The sequence below is a fragment of the Pseudomonas asiatica genome (assembly GCF_040214835.1).
Lineage (GTDB): Bacteria > Pseudomonadota > Gammaproteobacteria > Pseudomonadales > Pseudomonadaceae > Aquipseudomonas > Aquipseudomonas putida_Z.
This window is the reverse complement of sequence record NZ_CP157874.1, coordinates 3,856,184-3,873,613: the sequence shown is the minus strand read 5'-3', so window position 1 is coordinate 3,873,613 and position 17,430 is coordinate 3,856,184. Positions and strand designations below refer to the sequence as shown.

16 protein-coding genes are annotated in these 17,430 nt (G+C 62.4%); 7 read left to right on the top strand and 9 right to left on the bottom strand.

Going from position 1 to position 17,430, the window contains the following annotated elements; translation table 11 throughout:
- Window positions 1–52 precede the first annotated feature (52 nt).
- The 3 genes from ABNP31_RS17360 to ABNP31_RS17350 form a co-directional block, all read right to left on the bottom strand.
- Window positions 53–730, bottom strand: a complete 678-nt coding sequence (locus tag ABNP31_RS17360) for a NuoB/complex I 20 kDa subunit family protein (protein WP_003251429.1) — start codon at window positions 728–730, stop codon at window positions 53–55.
- Between the two features lie 9 nt (window positions 731–739).
- On the bottom strand, window positions 740–1,153 hold the full coding sequence (locus ABNP31_RS17355; RefSeq protein WP_003251427.1) for an NADH-quinone oxidoreductase subunit A: 414 nt from the start codon (window positions 1,151–1,153) through the stop codon (window positions 740–742).
- A gap of 383 nt (window positions 1,154–1,536) precedes the next feature.
- Window positions 1,537–2,199 carry a lysoplasmalogenase gene (locus ABNP31_RS17350; RefSeq protein ID WP_085664615.1) on the bottom strand — a complete coding sequence of 221 codons (663 nt, stop codon included), beginning with the start codon at window positions 2,197–2,199 and terminating at the stop codon, window positions 1,537–1,539.
- A 485-nt stretch (window positions 2,200–2,684) separates the two neighbouring features.
- Here ABNP31_RS17350 and ABNP31_RS17345 point away from each other — a divergent pair, with 485 nt between their 5' ends.
- Window positions 2,685–2,927 (top strand): hypothetical protein, encoded by a 243-nt coding sequence (locus tag ABNP31_RS17345; RefSeq protein ID WP_015271051.1) that lies wholly within the window; start codon window positions 2,685–2,687, stop codon window positions 2,925–2,927.
- A 156-nt stretch (window positions 2,928–3,083) separates the two neighbouring features.
- Window positions 3,084–3,347, top strand: a complete 264-nt coding sequence (locus ABNP31_RS17340; RefSeq protein WP_085664616.1) for a DUF3077 domain-containing protein — start codon at window positions 3,084–3,086, stop codon at window positions 3,345–3,347.
- A 246-nt stretch (window positions 3,348–3,593) separates the two neighbouring features.
- On the opposite strand, the gene aceA is transcribed toward ABNP31_RS17340, so the two are convergent.
- Together aceA and ABNP31_RS17330 are read right to left on the bottom strand one after the other, a co-directional pair.
- The gene (gene aceA, locus ABNP31_RS17335) at window positions 3,594–4,919 is read right to left on the bottom strand and encodes an isocitrate lyase (RefSeq protein WP_013973380.1); all 1,326 of its coding nucleotides are present in this window, start codon (window positions 4,917–4,919) and stop codon (window positions 3,594–3,596) included.
- Window positions 4,920–5,408: 489 nt separating this feature from the next.
- A complete protein-coding gene (locus ABNP31_RS17330) occupies window positions 5,409–6,173 on the bottom strand; it encodes a secretin N-terminal domain-containing protein (protein WP_170929302.1) in 765 nt (254 codons plus the stop codon).
- Between the two features lie 155 nt (window positions 6,174–6,328).
- On the opposite strand from ABNP31_RS17330, the gene ABNP31_RS17325 reads away from it, so the two are divergent.
- Window positions 6,329–8,035 carry a S8/S53 family peptidase gene (locus ABNP31_RS17325; RefSeq protein ID WP_350012592.1) on the top strand — a complete coding sequence of 569 codons (1,707 nt, stop codon included), beginning with the start codon at window positions 6,329–6,331 and terminating at the stop codon, window positions 8,033–8,035.
- Between the two features lie 84 nt (window positions 8,036–8,119).
- A complete protein-coding gene (locus ABNP31_RS17320) occupies window positions 8,120–9,562 on the top strand; it encodes a SulP family inorganic anion transporter (RefSeq protein WP_350012591.1) in 1,443 nt (480 codons plus the stop codon).
- Window positions 9,563–9,674: 112 nt separating this feature from the next.
- Here ABNP31_RS17320 and fusA read toward each other — a convergent pair whose 3' ends face one another.
- Together fusA and ABNP31_RS17310 are read right to left on the bottom strand one after the other, a co-directional pair.
- Window positions 9,675–11,786 (bottom strand): elongation factor G, encoded by a 2,112-nt coding sequence (fusA, locus tag ABNP31_RS17315; protein ID WP_085692323.1) that lies wholly within the window; start codon window positions 11,784–11,786, stop codon window positions 9,675–9,677.
- 73 nt (window positions 11,787–11,859) lie between these two features.
- The gene (locus ABNP31_RS17310) at window positions 11,860–12,285 is read right to left on the bottom strand and encodes a hypothetical protein (protein ID WP_039613107.1); all 426 of its coding nucleotides are present in this window, start codon (window positions 12,283–12,285) and stop codon (window positions 11,860–11,862) included.
- 246 nt (window positions 12,286–12,531) lie between these two features.
- Here ABNP31_RS17310 and ABNP31_RS17305 point away from each other — a divergent pair, with 246 nt between their 5' ends.
- Window positions 12,532–12,834 (top strand): hypothetical protein, encoded by a 303-nt coding sequence (locus ABNP31_RS17305; protein WP_013973376.1) that lies wholly within the window; start codon window positions 12,532–12,534, stop codon window positions 12,832–12,834.
- Between the two features lie 13 nt (window positions 12,835–12,847).
- On the opposite strand, the gene ABNP31_RS17300 is transcribed toward ABNP31_RS17305, so the two are convergent.
- Both ABNP31_RS17300 and gcvA read right to left on the bottom strand, forming a co-directional pair.
- Window positions 12,848–14,101 (bottom strand): 2-aminoadipate transaminase, encoded by a 1,254-nt coding sequence (locus ABNP31_RS17300; protein ID WP_238066627.1) that lies wholly within the window; start codon window positions 14,099–14,101, stop codon window positions 12,848–12,850.
- A gap of 235 nt (window positions 14,102–14,336) precedes the next feature.
- A complete protein-coding gene (gene gcvA / locus ABNP31_RS17295) occupies window positions 14,337–15,233 on the bottom strand; it encodes a transcriptional regulator GcvA (RefSeq protein WP_085614407.1) in 897 nt (298 codons plus the stop codon).
- Window positions 15,234–15,488: 255 nt separating this feature from the next.
- Between gcvA and ABNP31_RS17290 the strand changes: the two genes are divergently transcribed.
- Together ABNP31_RS17290 and ABNP31_RS17285 are read left to right on the top strand one after the other, a co-directional pair.
- The gene (locus ABNP31_RS17290; protein ID WP_025339914.1) at window positions 15,489–16,871 is read left to right on the top strand and encodes an amino acid permease; all 1,383 of its coding nucleotides are present in this window, start codon (window positions 15,489–15,491) and stop codon (window positions 16,869–16,871) included.
- 60 nt (window positions 16,872–16,931) lie between these two features.
- Window positions 16,932–17,429: a PaaI family thioesterase gene (locus ABNP31_RS17285; protein WP_085664621.1), complete on the top strand. Its 498-nt coding sequence runs from the start codon at window positions 16,932–16,934 to the stop codon at window positions 17,427–17,429.
- Window position 17,430 lies beyond the last annotated feature (1 nt).

The following is a 17,430-nucleotide window of genomic DNA, read 5'->3' as shown; positions in this document are numbered from 1 at the left end:
AAGAATGAAGCCAGGCCGCCGGCTCCAGGGGAGCGGGCGGCAGGTCGCTGGATCAGACTTCGTCGGGGCTGCGCAGGTTGGTTACTGCAATGCGCTGCTCACGACGCAGGTCTTTCTGGGCTGGCATCTCGGCACGGTAAATACCTTGATCACCAACAACCCAGGAAAGCGGGCGTCGTTCTTGGCCGATCGACTCCTGCAGCAGCATCAAGCCTTGCAGGAAAGCCTCAGGGCGTGGCGGGCAGCCAGGCACATAGACGTCCACGGGGAGGAACTTGTCGACCCCCTGAACGACCGAGTAGATGTCGTACATGCCGCCGGAGTTGGCGCACGAACCCATGGAGATGACCCATTTCGGCTCGAGCATCTGCTCGTACAGGCGCTGGATGATCGGCGCCATCTTGACGAAGCAGGTACCGGCGATGACCATGAAGTCGGCCTGACGCGGCGATGCCCGGATGACTTCGGCGCCGAAGCGGGCGATGTCGTGGGGTGCCGTGAAGGCCGTGGTCATTTCCACGTAGCAGCAGGACAGGCCGAAGTTGTACGGCCAGAGGGAGTTCTTGCGACCCCAGTTGACCGCGCCACGCAGCACATCTTCAAGCTTGCCCATGAAGATGTTCTTGTGGACCTGGTCCTCCAGCAGTTGATCGGTGACGGTTTCCCGTTCACCGACCGGGTACTGCTCGTTGGGCGCATCCGGATCGATTCTGGTGAGATTGTATTGCATGCCAAAGCCTCATTGTTTCAGCTTCGCTTGCCGCTTGCGGCGACCTTCGGGAGCCCAATCAAGTGCCCCGACGCGCCATAGGTAGACAAGACCAGCCAACAGAATTGCTATGAAAACGAGTGCTTCGACGAATCCGGTCCAGCCGCTTTCGCGGACGGACACAGACCATGCAAAGAGAAAGAGGGCTTCGATATCGAAGATCACGAACAGCATCGCGACCAGATAGAATTTGGCGGACAGGCGCAGGCGGGCGCTGCCGACGGGCAGCATGCCGGATTCGAAGGGTTCGTTCTTGGCGCGGCCCCAGGCCTTGCTACCGAGCAGGCTGGACAGGCCGAGCATGAAGGCGCACAGGCCGACGACACCCAGGAGGAAGATGGCAAAGCCCCAGTTGTGGGCGATGAGTCCTGCCGAATCGGACATGCTAGAGATCCTTATACAGAGACCCAGCTCTGCAGTCTGAAATAAGTGTAGAGCGGCGACTTGGTGTCGCACATGCAGTGACCAAATGTCGCAGCTGAATCAATCGCGCTGATTTTATGGGTAAACCCCGTGCAAGTAAAATTTCTGTCGCAAATTTATTCGTAGGATTAAGTACAAAAGCCGCTTGTAACTGGCTGAAAGCCTTGAGATTCGGGCATTGCGTGCGGTTTTGTTAATTATGTTTCTTGCGACGGGTAACGAATTGCAAGTTTCGTAATGATAATTGATATCATTTGACCTGATGCCTGATAATTTCCCTGTTCTGCGTCTTGTAAAGTTCATCTGGCGATTCCCCCTACTTGCAAATGCGAAAAACGCCTGTTCTAGCAGCTTCCGACGCTGCTTGCCCCGCTCTGGGTCAATACTTTATCGATTGAGCGATGGCTGGCTGATGAAGCGATTGCCCACTGGCCGAGCCAGTAGGTGAGGATGATCAGGTACGGGGCGGCGGCGAACGGGCTGACGAAGCGGTCGATACCGATCAGGCTGTCGGAGAGCACGAACAGGCAGGCGCCGAGCGCGGCGAGCCCGCCACAGGCCAGGGCGCGCCAGAGCATGGCGCTGATGGCCAAGGCATAGAGCACGACCGGGATCAGTAGCGGGCCGAGGCCGTGGCTGGCCAGCACGCCGAGCAAAGTGATACCGGTGATGGCGCTCAGCAGCAGTGCGGGCAGGGCTGGGCGCAGGGTCTGGCTGCAATAGGCGCGCAGGTAGGCCAGGTGGGCGCAGAGGAAGGCAGCCAGGCCGAACACGAACAGGTCGGCGGGGATGGCCAGCAGGATGTCGCCGAGTACCGAGAATGCCAGGCCGAGGGTTATCCAGCGGCGATAAGGTGTGGCGGGAGCACTGCGCAGCCAGGCGATCAGGGCCAGTACCGGGAGCGGTTTGGCCAGCAGGGCGAGCAAGGTGTTGTCGCTGGCCAGTGCATATATATAGAGGGCGGCGGCGACCAGGGCGAGAATCATCAGGTGGCTTGGACGAAGCATGGGTGGTCCTTGCGGCTGTGCTGCCTCAAGCATAGACCTGATCCCCGGTTTTGCTTCCTCCTGTACCGGCCCTTTCGCGGGTAAACCCGCTCCCACAGGATCACCACAGTCTTCAAGACTTGCACAGGCCCTGTGGGAGCGGGTTTACCCGCGAATAGGTCGGTGCGGGTGCTGCCGAAGTGCGGCATAAAACAGATTTGTCCCCTTCCATGTAGGCCATTTCCCAAACATACTCCTGCCGCGCATTTTCCGTTGCCGCTGCTCAGGCAGCGCTCTAGTCTCGGCATGTCGTTGCTCATCAACGATACAGCTTTGACAGGCTGTGACGGTAAATAGTGTGCGGCTCGCCCTTATGGTGGCTGTGCGTGCGGGCACGCTTGCGTGCGCCGGAACTTAGCTATTTCCGCCGGTCTGTCAACCCACGTACAGCTGCCACCCTTCTGTTTGACAGCAGGCGGGTGCCCGGCCATAGAAGGTAAATAGCTATGCTGAAAGTTGTCCCCGATCCACCCCACAACCCCCATTCCCTCGAAGACACCCTGATCCAGGCCACCGACTACGCACTGTGCGCGGCGACCGTGGTGCATCAGGCCTTGCTGGTGCAGCCCAAATCACCGGCGTCGATCCTGATGATGACCTCGATGCATGAGCTTGAGGCGCTGCGGGCTTTGCTTGAGTCGGCATTGATCCAGGTGCAGATGCCCGCTGAGCCTCGGACTTTGCACTGAGGCTTGAGTGATGTGTTGTCTGGGCGGGCCTCTTCGCGGGTGAACCCGCTCCCACAGGATCACCACAGTCTTCAAGACTTGCACAGTCCCAGTGGGAGCGGGTTTACCCGCGAAAGGGCCCGTCCAGGCAGTCGAGAATTTTCAGGGGATTCAAAAATGACCACAGAAGCCACCCAGTTCACTGTCGGCAAGACCACGTTCTACCAAGGCGAAAACGGCACCCACCCACTGTTCCGCATCGAACCAGGCATTCCCTGTCGCGACGCCCGCGAGCAGTCCTCGGAATTGATGGGTTACGTGCGCGAACTGACCATCACCGGCCTGATGGATGAGAAACCGATGATGATCTGGGCCGCCCACTATCTGAGCGCGATGGCCAAGGCGCTGATGGATGATGCGGAACTGGGCATGAAGCACTGAGGTGCTACCGACAGGCGCGATTTCTCCTGTGGGAGCGGCCTTGCGTCGCGATTGGGGTGCGAAGCACCCCCGGGATTTGTGCATCATCGCAAGATTGCCGGGGCCGCTTTGCGGCCCTTTCGCGACGCAAGGCCGCTCCCACATGTTCGGCGCTAACCTGTTGTCCTTGAAGGGTGTGATACAGACCAAAAAGAAAGGCCCGGGGCTTCAACAAGCCTCGGGCCTTTCTTCAACAGCAACCCACTATCAGTGGAATTGCTCTTCCTCGGTCGAACCGGTCAGTGCAGTCACCGACGATGCGCCACCCTGGATCACGGTGGTCATGTCGTCGAAGTAGCCAGTGCCCACTTCCTGCTGGTGCGCCACGAAGGTGTAGCCTTTGTTGGCGTCAGCGAATTCCTGCTCCTGCAGCTTCACGTAGGCGGTCATGTCGTTGCGGGCGTAGTCGTGCGCCAGGTTGAACATGCCGTGCCACATGTTGTGGATGCCGGCCAGGGTGATGAACTGGTGCTTGTAGCCCATTGCCGACAGCTCGCGCTGGAACTTGGCGATGGTCGCGTCGTCCAGGTTCTTCTTCCAGTTGAAGGAAGGCGAGCAGTTGTACGACAGGATCTGGTCCGGGTACTCCTTCTTGATCGCTTCGGCGAAGCGGCGGGCTTCGTCCAGGTCCGGCTTGGCGGTTTCGCACCAGATCAGGTCGGCGTACGGCGCGTAGGCCAGGCCGCGGGCGATGGCCTGGTCGAGGCCGGCGCGTACCTTGTAGAAGCCTTCACGGGTGCGCTCGCCAATCACGAACGGCTGGTCGTACGGGTCGCAATCGCTGGTCAGCAGGTCGGCGGCGTTGGCGTCGGTACGGGCCAGGATGATGGTCGGCACGCCCGATACGTCAGCTGCCAGGCGCGCGGCCACCAGCTTTTGCACGGCTTCCTGGGTCGGTACCAGTACCTTGCCACCCATGTGGCCGCATTTTTTCACCGAGGCCAGCTGGTCTTCGAAGTGCACGCCGGCGGCGCCTGCTTCGATCATGTTCTTCATCAGCTCGTAGGCGTTCAGTACGCCACCGAAACCGGCTTCGGCGTCGGCCACGATCGGTGCGAAGTAGTCGATGTAGCCATCGTCGCCCGGGTTCTTGCCAGCTTTCCACTGGATCTGGTCGGCGCGGCGGAAGGCGTTGTTGATGCGCTTGACCACGGTCGGTACCGAGTCGACCGGGTACAGCGACTGGTCAGGGTACATGGACTCGGCCGAGTTGTTGTCGGCGGCAACCTGCCAGCCGGACAGGTAGATGGCCTGGATGCCGGCCTTGACCTGCTGCACTGCCTGGCCGCCGGTCAGGGCGCCCATGCAGTTGACGAAATCTTTTTCTGGGCGGAAGGACGGGTGGGCACCTTCGGTGACCAGCTTCCACAGTTTTTCTGCACCCAGGCGGGCCAGGGTGTGCTCCGGCTGCAGGGAGCCACGCAGGCGAACGACATCAGCGGCGGTGTAGGTACGGGTCACGCCTTTCCAGCGCGGGTTCTCGGCCCAGTCTTTCTCGAGGGCTGCAATTTGCTGTTCGCGTGTCAGTGCCATGGAAATAAACCTCGTCGCATCGATCTTGGGGTAATTGTGCTGATGCTCGGAGCAGATCAGGAGCTGGCGGCTGTCCTGTTCGCAGGAGTGCGGCGGCGAACGCGAAGGCTCGAAGGGGAAGGGTGTGCAGGCCAGGCGAAAGGGTGCTCCGGCAGGTTGGCTCGTGGTTGCCTTGCTGCGGTGCTACGCGATTGCCAGTACTGCGGTGATGCGCTTCCGTCCCTCGGGACAACTTCTTCGTTGCAGTCGCAATCCCGTCGAACCGCCTTGTGGGTCGTATAGACACGAGACGCCTCCAGGGGTGGGAGGAGTGCGCCTCGAAGGCCCTTGCCAGGGCCCCTGATTAGCGGGAGCGAGGCCATCATGCCCTTGGGAAAAAGACCCTGTCAAATGTTTTGTAGTGGTTTTTTTCACTTACTACATCTTTGGTCTAATGCGACTTGGCAGTCAGTTTCAAGGCCTTTGGTCGAGGCCTTGAATTGCCTGGGATCAGTCGAGAAGGTCGACTTTGACACGCAAAGTCATGTTTTCACCCCGTTGGGTGCTGTAACTGTGGCTTGACGCGCTACGGTCGGCTTGGCTCTGCTGGTTGTAGCCGGCCAGGGTGATCCATTCTCCGAGCTTGCCGGTGATTGTCGTGTCGGTGCTTTGCACTTTCACTACATCAGCACGTTCCTGGCTGATGCGGTCATTATTGGTGCTTATTTGCAGACGAACCGTATCGCCGCTCAGGCTGGGCGTGACGTAGAAACCCTGGGTCACGTTGCGGTATTCGGTGTTGCTCTGGATGCGCCCGTAGCCGTCGGTGCTGGTGCTGGTGATCGGGATGCTCTGGCCAACCTGAATCAGCGCCGGCTGGCCTTCGCTGGCCTGAATCTGCTGCATGCCGCCGTCACGGTTGCTGGTGCCGTAGTGGATGACACGTGCGTTGCCACGGTTGTCCTGGAAGTTGCTGTCGTTGTTGTCGACGCTGATCAGCAGGCGCTTGGGTGCGGTGTCCAGCTGTTGCAGCAGGGTGCGCAGGTCGTCGATGCGCTCGGGGCTGGCGTTGACGATCAGCTTGTTCTCGAAGGCGCTGACCGTGCCGTCCTTGCCAATGAACGCCTGGGCGGCGGGCAGCAGTTCGGCGCTGCTGCGGTGTTGTAGCGGCAATACCTCGGTGGCGGCCTGGGCGGTGAGGCTGGCGGCCAGCAGCAAGGCGGCGAATAGGGGGCGTAGCGGCATGTCCATGATCTCCGCAGGTGGAATGGACATGATGGCAAATTTACTGACTTCCTGCCGGGTCTGGATCATGTCGATGATGGGGAAGTGGCTACGAAAGCACCTGGGGCGAGACGGCTGTCCGCCATAGCTGAACCTTTGATCTTTCCCGTCAGTCGCATTCACAGGGAGTGAGTGGGGCTGATGGCATGAAGCGTGGTCTGATTCTGTTGTTGTGGCTTTGCAGCCTTGGTGCCCAGGCTGCAGCTGATTCGTTGCGCATCAAACAGCTGCAGCGTTGTGGCGACCTGTTTGGCGATGGCCAGCAGCAATGGTGCCTGCGCGCCGAGGGGCTCGGGGCGCAGCTGCCGACGGTCTGGCTCGGTGGTGCGCGGCTGCCGACAGCCGATTTCGAGCGGCAAGGTGACCGGCTTACGCTGAAATTTGCCAAACAAGCCCTGCGCAGTGCTCCGCTGTGGCTGGAGGACGGCGAGCGCACCAGCAACCCGGTTTGGCTGACCCGCCAGCGCAGCCATGTTGTGGCCGCCGGGCCTGATGAAGTGGCGAAGAACATGGATGGCCTCACCACCTATGTGGACCTGGTAAGCCTTTTGATCGAGGAAAAACATGATGGCCTCGGCGAAGCCCGACGGATCGCCGGGAAGTACGGCGCCCAGGTCGTGGGTGCCATACCGCCGCTGAATGTCTACCAGTTGCGCTTGCCGGTGGGCGACCTGGTGCAGCGCGACGCGATGATCCTGCGCATGGGCAGTGAAGTCAGCGTGGACGCAGTGATTGTCGAGGAGTCTGCCCCGGAGCGTGGCGAGGAAGGCAGCGGGCGTGACGCCCTGGCCATCGATCAGGCGGATGAGTGGGCCGCCAACCGCTTCATGGACGCGCTGTACTACTACCAGCGGCGAATTGCCGCTTCCAGCTTGCCGGTGCAACCGGTGCGGGTCGGGGTGATCGAGCGAGAGGTGGACTTCGACGCGCCAGGCTTCAGCCATTATCGAGGGCGCTGCGAGCAGGCGCAGACATGCCTGTATGCGCGCGACGGTGATCGCCCAGGCAGTCACGGCAGCCATGTGGCCGGTATCCTGGCGAACCAGGATGAAGGCTTTCTGCCAAGGCTGGGCAAGCACAGTCCTGGCTTCGAGGTGATTGTCGAGCGCAACTCGGATGCCGGTATCACCGCCAACATCGCTGCATCGGTGAACCTGGTCGAGGATGGGGTGCGGGTGTTGAACTGGAGCTGGGGCATCCATCGGGTAGGCGCGCGCGATGTCAAAGGTGACGAAGTCGATTCGCTGGTGCGTTCCGGGCTGGCCATGAGTGGCTATGAGGAACTGCTCGAGGAGTTCTTCCTGTGGCTGCGCGCCGAGCACCCTGATGTGGTGGTGGTCAACTCGGCGGGTAATGGTGCGTCCTGGTCGGGTACCGATGAATATCGCCTGCCATCGTCGTTCATCACCGAACAATTGCTGGTGGTGGGCGGGCACCAGCGCAGTGACAAGTCAGTGGCGGTCGAACACCCTGGACATGTGGGCAAGCGCCATAGCTCCAACATCGACATGCGCGTGGATGTCAGTGCGGCGGCCTGCATTCGCCCGGGTGCGGGCACTGCGCATTGTGGCACGTCGTACGCAACACCGCTGGTGACCGCAACCGTGGCGACGATGCTGTCGATCAACCCGGCGCTGACCCCCGAACAGGTGCGCATGCTGTTGCGGCGCAGCGCCTTGACCTTGGGCGCCGAGCAGGATTTCGAAGCGATGGACGCCGAGGACCTGACGGCGCCGATCCTGCCGTCTGAGCGTGGCGGCCAACTGAACCACCCCGACCTTGGGCGTTCGGCGCGCCTGGACATGCAGCGCGCTCTGGACCTGGCCGTGCAAAGCCGGGAGCGGGTGCGCTGAACGGTGGCCGCTGCCAGACAAATTCCGTAACATCGCGCCCGCTTGTTTTCGATCCGTCCATCCGGACTGCACCACAGGATGCCCATGAAACCCGCCCGACTTCGCGCCGACGTGCTCGCCGGCCTGACCACCTCATTCGCCCTGGTGCCCGAGTGCATCGCCTTTGCCCTGGTGGCTCACCTCAACCCGCTGATGGGCCTGTATGGCGCCTTCATCATCTGCACCTTGACGGCGCTGTTCGGTGGTCGACCGGGGATGATTTCCGGGGCCGCCGGCTCGATGGCGGTGGTAATCGTTGCGCTGGTGGTGCAGCACGGTGCGCAGTACCTGCTGGCCACGGTTTTGCTGGGCGGCGTGGTGATGATCCTGTTCGGCTTGCTGCGCCTGGGCAAGCTGGTGCGGTTGGTGCCGTACCCGGTGATGCTCGGCTTCGTCAACGGCCTGGCGATCGTCATTGCCATGGCCCAGCTGGAGCACTTCAAGGAGGGCGGGCACTGGCTCGGCGGTACGCCGCTGTACCTGATGATCGGCCTGGTGGCGCTGACCATGGCGGTAGTCTACGTGCTGCCGAAGTTGACCCGTGCGGTGCCGCCAGCGCTGGTGGCGATCCTTGGCGTTGGTTTGCTGGTGTACCTGCTCGGCCTGCCCACACGCACCCTGGGCGACATGGCGCGCATCGCCGGTGGCCTGCCGCAGCTGGCCCTGCCGGACGTGCCGTGGAACCTCGAGACCCTGAAGATCATCGCCCCCTACGCGGTGCTGATGGCCATGGTCGGCCTGCTGGAAACCCTGCTCACGCTCAACCTGACCGATGAAATCACCGAGAGCCGTGGCTACCCGGACCGCGAGTGTGTGGCGCTGGGCGCGGCCAACATGGTTTCCGGCCTGTGCGGTGGCATGGGTGGTTGCGCGATGATCGGCCAGACGGTGATCAACCTCAGCTCCAATGGCCGTGGCCGGCTGTCAGGTGTGGTGGCCGGGGTGATGGTCCTGCTGTTCGTGCTGTTCCTGTCGCCGCTGATCGAGCGTATTCCGCTGGCGGCGCTGGTCGGGGTGATGTTCGTGGTGGCGCAGCAGACCTTTGCCTGGGCGTCGTTGCGGGTGCTGCACAAGGTGCCGCTGAGCGATGTGCTGGCGATCATTGCCGTGACCCTGGTAACGGTGCTCACCGACCTGGCGGTGGCGGTTCTGTTCGGCATCGTCATCGCGGCGGTGAACTTTGCCTGGCAGCATGCGCGGGAGCTGTATGCCGACAGCCATGAGGATGCGGAGGAGGGCAAGCATTACCAGGTGCATGGCACGCTGTTCTTTGCCTCGACTACGGTGTTCCTGAACCAGTTCGACCCGGCTAACGACCCGGCCAAGGTGACCCTGGATTGCCAGCATTTGAGCTTTGTCGATTATTCCGCGATTGCGGCGTTGAAGACCTTGCGGGAGCGGTATGCGAGGGCGGGCAAGCAGTTGCGGGTGGTGCATCTGTCCGAGCGCTGCAAGAAGCTGCTGAAGCGGGCTGGGGAGCAGCACTGAGAAGGGTTGTTGCCTGTTCTGACCTCTTCGCGGCTAAAGCCGCTCCTACAGGGGTTATGCATTCCCTGTGGGAGCGGCTTTAGCCGCGAAGAGGCCGGTGCAGGAGAAGGATTTATTCCCCGCGGTTCTTCTTGACGATGGCATCGGCAATGCTCGCCGGTGCCTCGGCATAACGGGTGAACTCCATCGAGAAGCTGGCCCGGCCCTGGGTCATGGAGCGCATCGAGGTGGCGTAGCCGAACATCTCGCCCAGCGGCACCTCGGCACGGATCACCTTGCCGGCCGGCGTTTCGTCACCGTCCTGGATCATCCCGCGGCGCCGGCTCAGGTCGCCGAGGATGTCACCCTGGTATTCCTCCGGGGTCACCACTTCCACCTTCATCACCGGTTCCAGCAACACCGCCCCACCTTTCTGCGACAGCTGCTTGGTGGCCATCGAGGCGGCGATCTTGTAGGCCATTTCGTTCGAGTCGACATCGTGGTACGAGCCGTCGAACACCGCCGCCTTCAGGTTGATCAGCGGGTAGCCGGCCAGCACGCCGTTCTTCATCTGCTCCTCGATGCCTTTCTGGATAGCCGGGATGTATTCGCGTGGTACCACGCCGCCAACGATCTCGTTGATGAACTCCAGGCCTTCCTTGCCCTCGTCGCCGGGGGCGAAGCGGATCCAGCAGTGGCCGTACTGGCCTCGGCCGCCGGACTGGCGGACGAAGCGGCCCTCGATCTCGCAGGTGTTGCGGATTTTCTCGCGGTAGGCCACCTGCGGCTTGCCGATGTTGGCCTCGACGTTGAACTCGCGGCGCATGCGGTCGACGATGATGTCCAGGTGCAACTCGCCCATGCCCGAGATAATGGTCTGGCCGGTTTCCTCGTCGGTGCGCACGCGGAATGACGGATCTTCCTGGGCCAGCTTGCCCAGGGCGATGCCCATTTTTTCCTGGTCGGCCTTGGTCTTGGGCTCCACCGCCACGGAAATTACCGGGTCGGGGAAGTCCATGCGTTCGAGGATGATCGGCTTGTCCATGTCGCACAGGGTGTCGCCGGTGGTCACGTCCTTCATGCCGATCAGCGCGGCGATGTCGCCGGCGCACACATCCTTGATTTCAGCCCGCTGGTTGGCATGCATCTGCACCATGCGGCCGATGCGTTCCTTCTTGCCCTTTACCGAGTTGAGTACCGCGTTGCCGGAGCTGAGCACGCCGGAGTAGACCCGGGCGAAGGTCAGGGTGCCGACGAACGGGTCGGTGGCGATCTTGAATGCCAGGGCCGAGAACGGCTCGCTGTCGTCGGCGTGTCGCTCCAGGTGCTTTTCTTCGTCATCCGGGTCGGTGCCCTTGATGGCCGGGATCTCCGACGGGGCGGGGAGGTAGTCGATGACCGCGTCGAGCATCAGCGGCACGCCCTTGTTCTTGAACGACGAGCCGAGGATTGTCGGCACGATTTCATTGGCGATGGTGCGCTGACGCAAGGCAGCCTTGATTTCATCGACGCTCAGTTCCTCGCCATCGAGAAACTTCATGGTCAGCTCATCATTGGCTTCGGCGGCGGCCTCGATCATGTGCGCGCGCCATTCGTCGGCCAGCGCCTGCAGCTCGGCAGGGATGTCTTCTTCGCGGTAGCTGGTGCCCTGGTCGGCATCGTTCCAATAGATGGCCTTCATCTTCACCAGGTCGATCTGGCCGATGAAATTCTCTTCGCTGCCGATGGCCAGCTGGATCGGCACCGGATGGTGGCCCAGGCGCTGGTCGATCTGCTTGACCACGCGCAGGAAGTCGGCGCCCTGGCGGTCCATCTTGTTGATGTAGGCCAGGCGCGGCACATGGTACTTGTTGGCCTGGCGCCATACGGTCTCGGACTGCGGTTCGACCCCGTCCGCGCCGCTGAACACCACTACCGCGCCATCGAGCACGCGCAGCGAGCGCTCCACCTCGATGGTGAAGTCGACGTGGCCCGGGGTGTCGATGATGTTGAAGCGGTACTTGTGAGCGAACTGCTTGGTCGAGCCCTGCCAGAAGGCAGTGGTCGCCGCCGAGGTGATGGTGATGCCGCGCTCCTGCTCCTGGGCCATCCAGTCCATGGTCGCGGCACCATCGTGCACTTCGCCCATCTTGTGGTTGACCCCGGTGTAGAACAGGATCCGCTCGGTGGTCGTGGTCTTGCCGGCGTCCACGTGGGCGACGATACCGATATTGCGGTACAGCTCGATGGGCGTTGTACGGGCCATGGCGGACTACCTGCGGATGAGCGGATTCTCCCACGGTAGCAGAACGGGAGAATCCTGCTTTACCGCCGGGCCGTCAGTCGGCCTGGGCTTGCAGCAGCCACTGGCCATCCACTTCGCGGGCCAGGCCGCTGGCAGGCAGCAGGGCCAGCAGGCGCGTGTGCAGGGCGGCTTCGGTGAAGGTCTTGAGGGTGGCCAGGTCCAGTGCGCCGATCAGGTTGAGATCGGCCTTGGTGTACGACAGCCAGGCCTTTTTCAGGGCCTGGGCGACGTCGCTGCCGGAGGTGCTGGCAAAGCGGCGGTGCCATTGGCGGCCGTCGAAGGTGAAGGTGTGGGCGTGGCTGTAGGTGCCTTGGTCGCCACCTTCGGTGCAGCGATGGCAACGGCACGGGCCTTCGCCGAAGGCGTTGCGCAGGTAGCTGTTGAAGTCCACCACGGGCTTGAGGGACAGGCGTTTGTCGACCTCGAACAGGTCGGCGATAAGGGGTTCTTCGGCGCTCACTCGGGATCCTCGTGTGGTGTGGCGTGCATCGGCGGGCACCCTAACAGATCGGGGCATTCAGATCACCTTTTGCAGGCCCGGCCTCTTCGCGGGTAAACCCGCTCCCCACAGGGACCGCACATTGCCCAAGGCGTGCGCAGTACCTGTGGGAGCGGGTTTACCCGCGAAGAGGCCAGTAGAGACAATGGAGACCACCTGCCGTACTCTACGCGCCCATACGCCTACACACCCACAGAGGTAACCCGCTTGAGCACCAAGTACCCGTACATCGCCACCATCACCGTCAGCGCCGAAGACCGTGGCGGCGACGCCGAAGCCTCGGAAAACCCCAACATGCGCGTTGGCCTGGAAGCGGTGACCGAAACGCTGAAGAAGGTGCATTTCGTCGGTACGCTCGCAGCCCCCGAAAAGAACGCCACGCACATCTGCGTGACCCTGGAGAACGGCCTGACCTACTACGGCCCGATCGTCAACGGCCACGCCGAACTCGAAGGCGGCTGGATTGCCTTCGAGTCCGACATGCTCACCCCGCAGGAACTGGGTCTTTAAGCCCCCGTTCCTCTCAGGAGCCCAGCTCCACCAGGCACTGCTCGAGGATATCCAGGCCCTCCTCGAGCACTTCGGCCTCGATGGTCAGCGGTGCCAGCAGGCGGATGATGTGCCGCGCCTTGCCGCTGGGCATCAGCAACAGGCCCTTGGCCCGCGCCGCGTCCATCACCTTGGCCAGTTGCGCCGGTGCCGGGCTGCCGTCGGCATTGACGAACTCGATCCCGCGCATGGCGCCGACGCCGGTCAGGCGGCCGATGAACGGGCTCAGACCCGAGGCCTTCCAATGCTCGAAGCGGCGCACGATTGCCTGCTCCTGGCGCTCACCCCAGGTAGCGATGTTCTCGTCGGTCATCTGCGCCAGGCTGGCCAGGGCCGCTGCGCAGGCGATCGGGTTGCCTGAGTAGGTGCCACCCAGGCCGCCCTTGGGCAGTGCTGCCATCAACCCCTTGCGCCCGACCACCGCTCCCAGCGGCATGCCGCCGGCAATGCTCTTGGCCAACAGCAGCAGGTCGGGCTCGATGCCCAGACGCGGGAAGGCGAAGCGCTGGCCGGTGCGGCCGAAGCCCGACTGGATCTCGTCGATGATGATCAGGATACCGCGCTCGTCGCAGAAGCGGCGCAGGGCCTGGGCGAAGGCTGGGTCAAGGGCGAGGAAGCCGCCTTCGCCCTGCACCGGCTCGAAGATGAACGCCGCCACGTCCTCCACTGCCAGCTCGACGCTGAACAGGCGGTCCATGGCCTTGAGGGCCTGTTCGCAGGTAACCCCGGTGTCGGCGCTGGGGTAGGGCAGGTGGTACACCGGCCCCGGCAGTTCACCGACCCGCTGCTTGTACGGGGCGACCTTGCCGTTGAGGTTCAGGGTGGCCAGGGTGCGACCGTGGAAGCCGCCGTCGAAGGCGATGATGGCGCGTTTGCCGGTGGCACCACGGGCCACTTTCAGGGCGTTTTCCGCAGCTTCCGCACCGCTGTTGGTGAGCATGCCGGCTAACGGGTAGCTGACCGGTACGAATTGGCTCAGTTGCTCCATCAGCGCCAGGTATGGGCCGTGGGGGGCTGCGTTGAAGGCGTAGTGGGTAAGGCGAGCGGCCTGGGCCTGGATCGCCTCGACCACGGCCGGGTTGCAGTGGCCCAGGTTGAGTACACCGATACCGCCGACGAAGTCGATGTAACGTTTGCCGTCGGTGTCCCAGACTTCGGCATTACGGCCATGGGAAAGTGTGATCGGGTGAACGATGGCAATGGATTGGCTGATACTTTCCTGATTCATGGGCACGCGGACCTTTGTTCGAATTTCTTATTATCCAAGCGTGTTGGCAGGTTATTCCGCAAACGAATTATTCGATTGCGATCATTCCCTGGATTCTTGATCTTGGCTGATTTTGTATTGCTGGCACTGGCCTCTTCGCGGGTGAACCCGCTCCCACAGGTACGGCGCCACGCTTGAAAGCTGTGCGATCCCTGTGGGAGCGGGTTTACCCGCGAAGAGGCTCGCCCAGGTGATATCACTCCCCCTCGGCCACCCGCTCCCGAATCCACTGCACGAAGGCCCTGACCTTGGGCACTTCGGCCGCATGCTCGGCATGGGCGATGAAGTGCCGGCCATTGCTCGCCACCGGGTGGTCCCAGGCCACCACCAGTTTGCCCTCGCTCAGCTCTTCGGCCACCAGGTAGCGCGGAATCAGGGCGATGCCGCAGCCGGCAATGGCTGCGCGGATGCACAGGTAGAACGTGTCGAAGCGGGGCCCGTGGTAGCTGTTCTGGCTATGCAGCCCCAGCCCCAGGAACCATTCGTGCCAGGCCTCCGGGCGCGACACGCACTGCAGCAGGCGGTGTTCGGTCAGCGCCTGGGCGCTGTCGAACCGGTGGTTGGCCAGCAGCTGCGGGCTGCACACCGGCACCACTTCCTCGCTGAACAGCTCGATGCAGGTTGCCCCGGGCCAGGTGCCCTGGCCGAAGAAAAACGCAATGTCGGCCTTGGCCTGCACCAGGTCGAACGGCTCCAGCTCATTGCGGATATCCAGGTGAATGCGCGGGTAGCGGTCGCCAAAACCCTTCAGCCGGGGTACCAGCCAGCGCGCGCCGAAGGTGGGCTGGGTGGCGATGCGCAGCACTTCGGTCTCATCGCCGTAGCTGAGGATGTAGCGGCTGGAAATATCGATCTGGGTGAGGATCTTGTTCACTTCGGTGAGGTACAGCGCGCCGGCCGGGGTCAGGTGCAGGCGCCGGCGAATGCGCTGGAACAGCGAGTGCGACAGCATGTCCTCGAGCTGCGCCACCTGCTTGCTGACGGCGCTCTGGGTCAGGTGCAGTTCCTGGGCCGCGCGGGTGAAGCTGAGGTGGCGGGCGGCCGCTTCGAAGCACTGAAGGGCGGTGGTCGAAGGCATCAGGCGTTTGGACATGACGGGCAAATACCGAGCAAAAAAGGAAGGAGTTCATTCCGTAACGGAATCATGTGTTTCGAAAAGGTCGTTTGTTGACCCCGGCCTATAGATTAATACTGACCTGGATCAACGATTACAACCGGTCGTGCGAAGAGGAGGTCAGTACCCGCTTCCGGCATCTGCAAAACAACAACAACGAACATCAGAAATTTATAAGAATTCTGCTCCAGTCTTCAGCCGCCCCGCTGCGGCCGACCCATTCGAGGGTTCTTCATGGCTTCGCTACACAACAACAAACAGCGCTCCCTGCAGCACGGTCTGACGTCCCGTCAGGTATCCATGATCTCCATCGCCGGCATCATCGGCGCCGGCCTGTTCATCGGTTCCTCCAACGCCATCGCCACCGCCGGCCCGGCCATCCTCATCTCCTACGCCATGACCGGCCTGCTGGTCCTGCTGGTGATGCGCATGCTGGGCGAAATGGCCATCGCCAACCCCAACAGCGGCTCGTTTTCCACCTATGCCTCCGAAGCCATCGGCCCTTGGGCGGGCTTTACCATCGGCTGGCTGTACTGGTGGTTCTGGGTACTGATCATTCCGGTCGAGGCCATTGCCGGCGCCGACATCCTGCATGCCTACTTCCCTGGCGTGCCGTCGTGGCTGTTCGCCTTCCTGATCATGCTGGTGCTGTCGGGTACCAACCTGATCAGCGTGAAGAACTTCGGTGCCTTCGAGTACTGGTTCGCGCTGGTCAAGGTGGTGGCGATCATCGCCTTCATCGTGGTCTGCAGCCTGGCGGTGTTTGGCGTCTGGCCGCTGGCCGAGGTGTCCGGGGTCAGCCGGTTGTGGGATAACGGCGGCTTCATGCCCAACGGTTTCGGCACCGTGCTCGGTGGCGTGCTGATCACCATCTTCTCGTTCTTCGGTGCCGAAATCGTCACCATTGCCGCTGACGAAACCGCCAACCCTAAAGACAAGATCCGCCGCGCTACCAACCTGGTGGTGTACCGCATCGCCATCTTCTACCTGGCGTCGATCTTCCTGGTGGTATCGCTGGTGGCGTGGAACGACCCGGGCCTGAAAGCAGTGGGTTCGTTCCAGCGCGTGCTGGAAGTGCTGAACGTGCCGGGCGCCAAGCTGCTGGTGGATATCGTGGTGCTGGTGGCCGTGACCAGCTGCATGAACTCGGGCCTGTACACCGCGTCGCGCATGCTCTATTCGCTGGGTGCCCGCGGCCAGGCGCTGAGCGTTACCAAGCGTATTTCCGGCTCTGGCGTACCGACCGTGGCGGTCATCTTCTCGACCCTGGCCGGCTTTGCCGGGTGCTTCGTCAACTATGTGTTCCCGGGCAAGGTATTCGGCTTCCTGCTGTCCACCACCGGCGCCATCGCCTTGCTGGTGTACCTGGTGATTGCCGTTTCGCAGCTGCGCATGCGGGCCCGTGCCGAGCGTGAAGGGCGGCCGCTGGAGCTGAAGATGTGGCTGTTCCCATGGCTGACCTGGCTGGTGATCGGCACCATCGTCATGGTGCTGGGCTACATGCTGTTCAGCGATGCCTACCGCTACGAGACGCTGATGACCGCCGGGGTGACCGCGTTCATCCTGCTGGTTTCGCTGACCCAGCGGCGCGCCAGGGTGGTTGCCCAGACGGCCTGATGTTTCTGCTTTAATGTGGGGGCGTTGCGCGCCCCCCATATCAATAAGCACAGGAAGCGTATGAACGACCACCCCCTTTCCCTCCAGGCCCTTGCCGCACCCGACGGCACTTGCTACGGCTGCGGTTGCTCCCACCCCAGCGGCCTGCACCTGCAAAGCCACTGGGACACCGACGGCATCCACCTAGTGTGCCGACACGCGCCTGACAGCACCTTCATCGGCTGGCCCGGCCTGGTCTACGGTGGGCTGCTGGCGATGCTGGTCGACTGTCACTCCAACTGGACGGCAATGGCTTACCACTACCGCAACGAAGGTCGCGAAGCGGGCAGCCTGCCGCGCATCGACTGTGTCACTGGCAGCCTTGGCCTGAACTACCTCAAGCCCACGCCCATGGGCGTCGAATTGTTGCTCAAGGCGCGTGTGGAAGGTGAGGTAGGGCGCAAGACCCGGGTGCTCTGCGAAGTCTGGGCCGACGATGTGCTGACAGTGACTGCCGACTCGGTGTTCGTTCGCGTCGATACCGAAAAGCTCAAGCTCAAGGCCCACGGCCAGGCCTGAG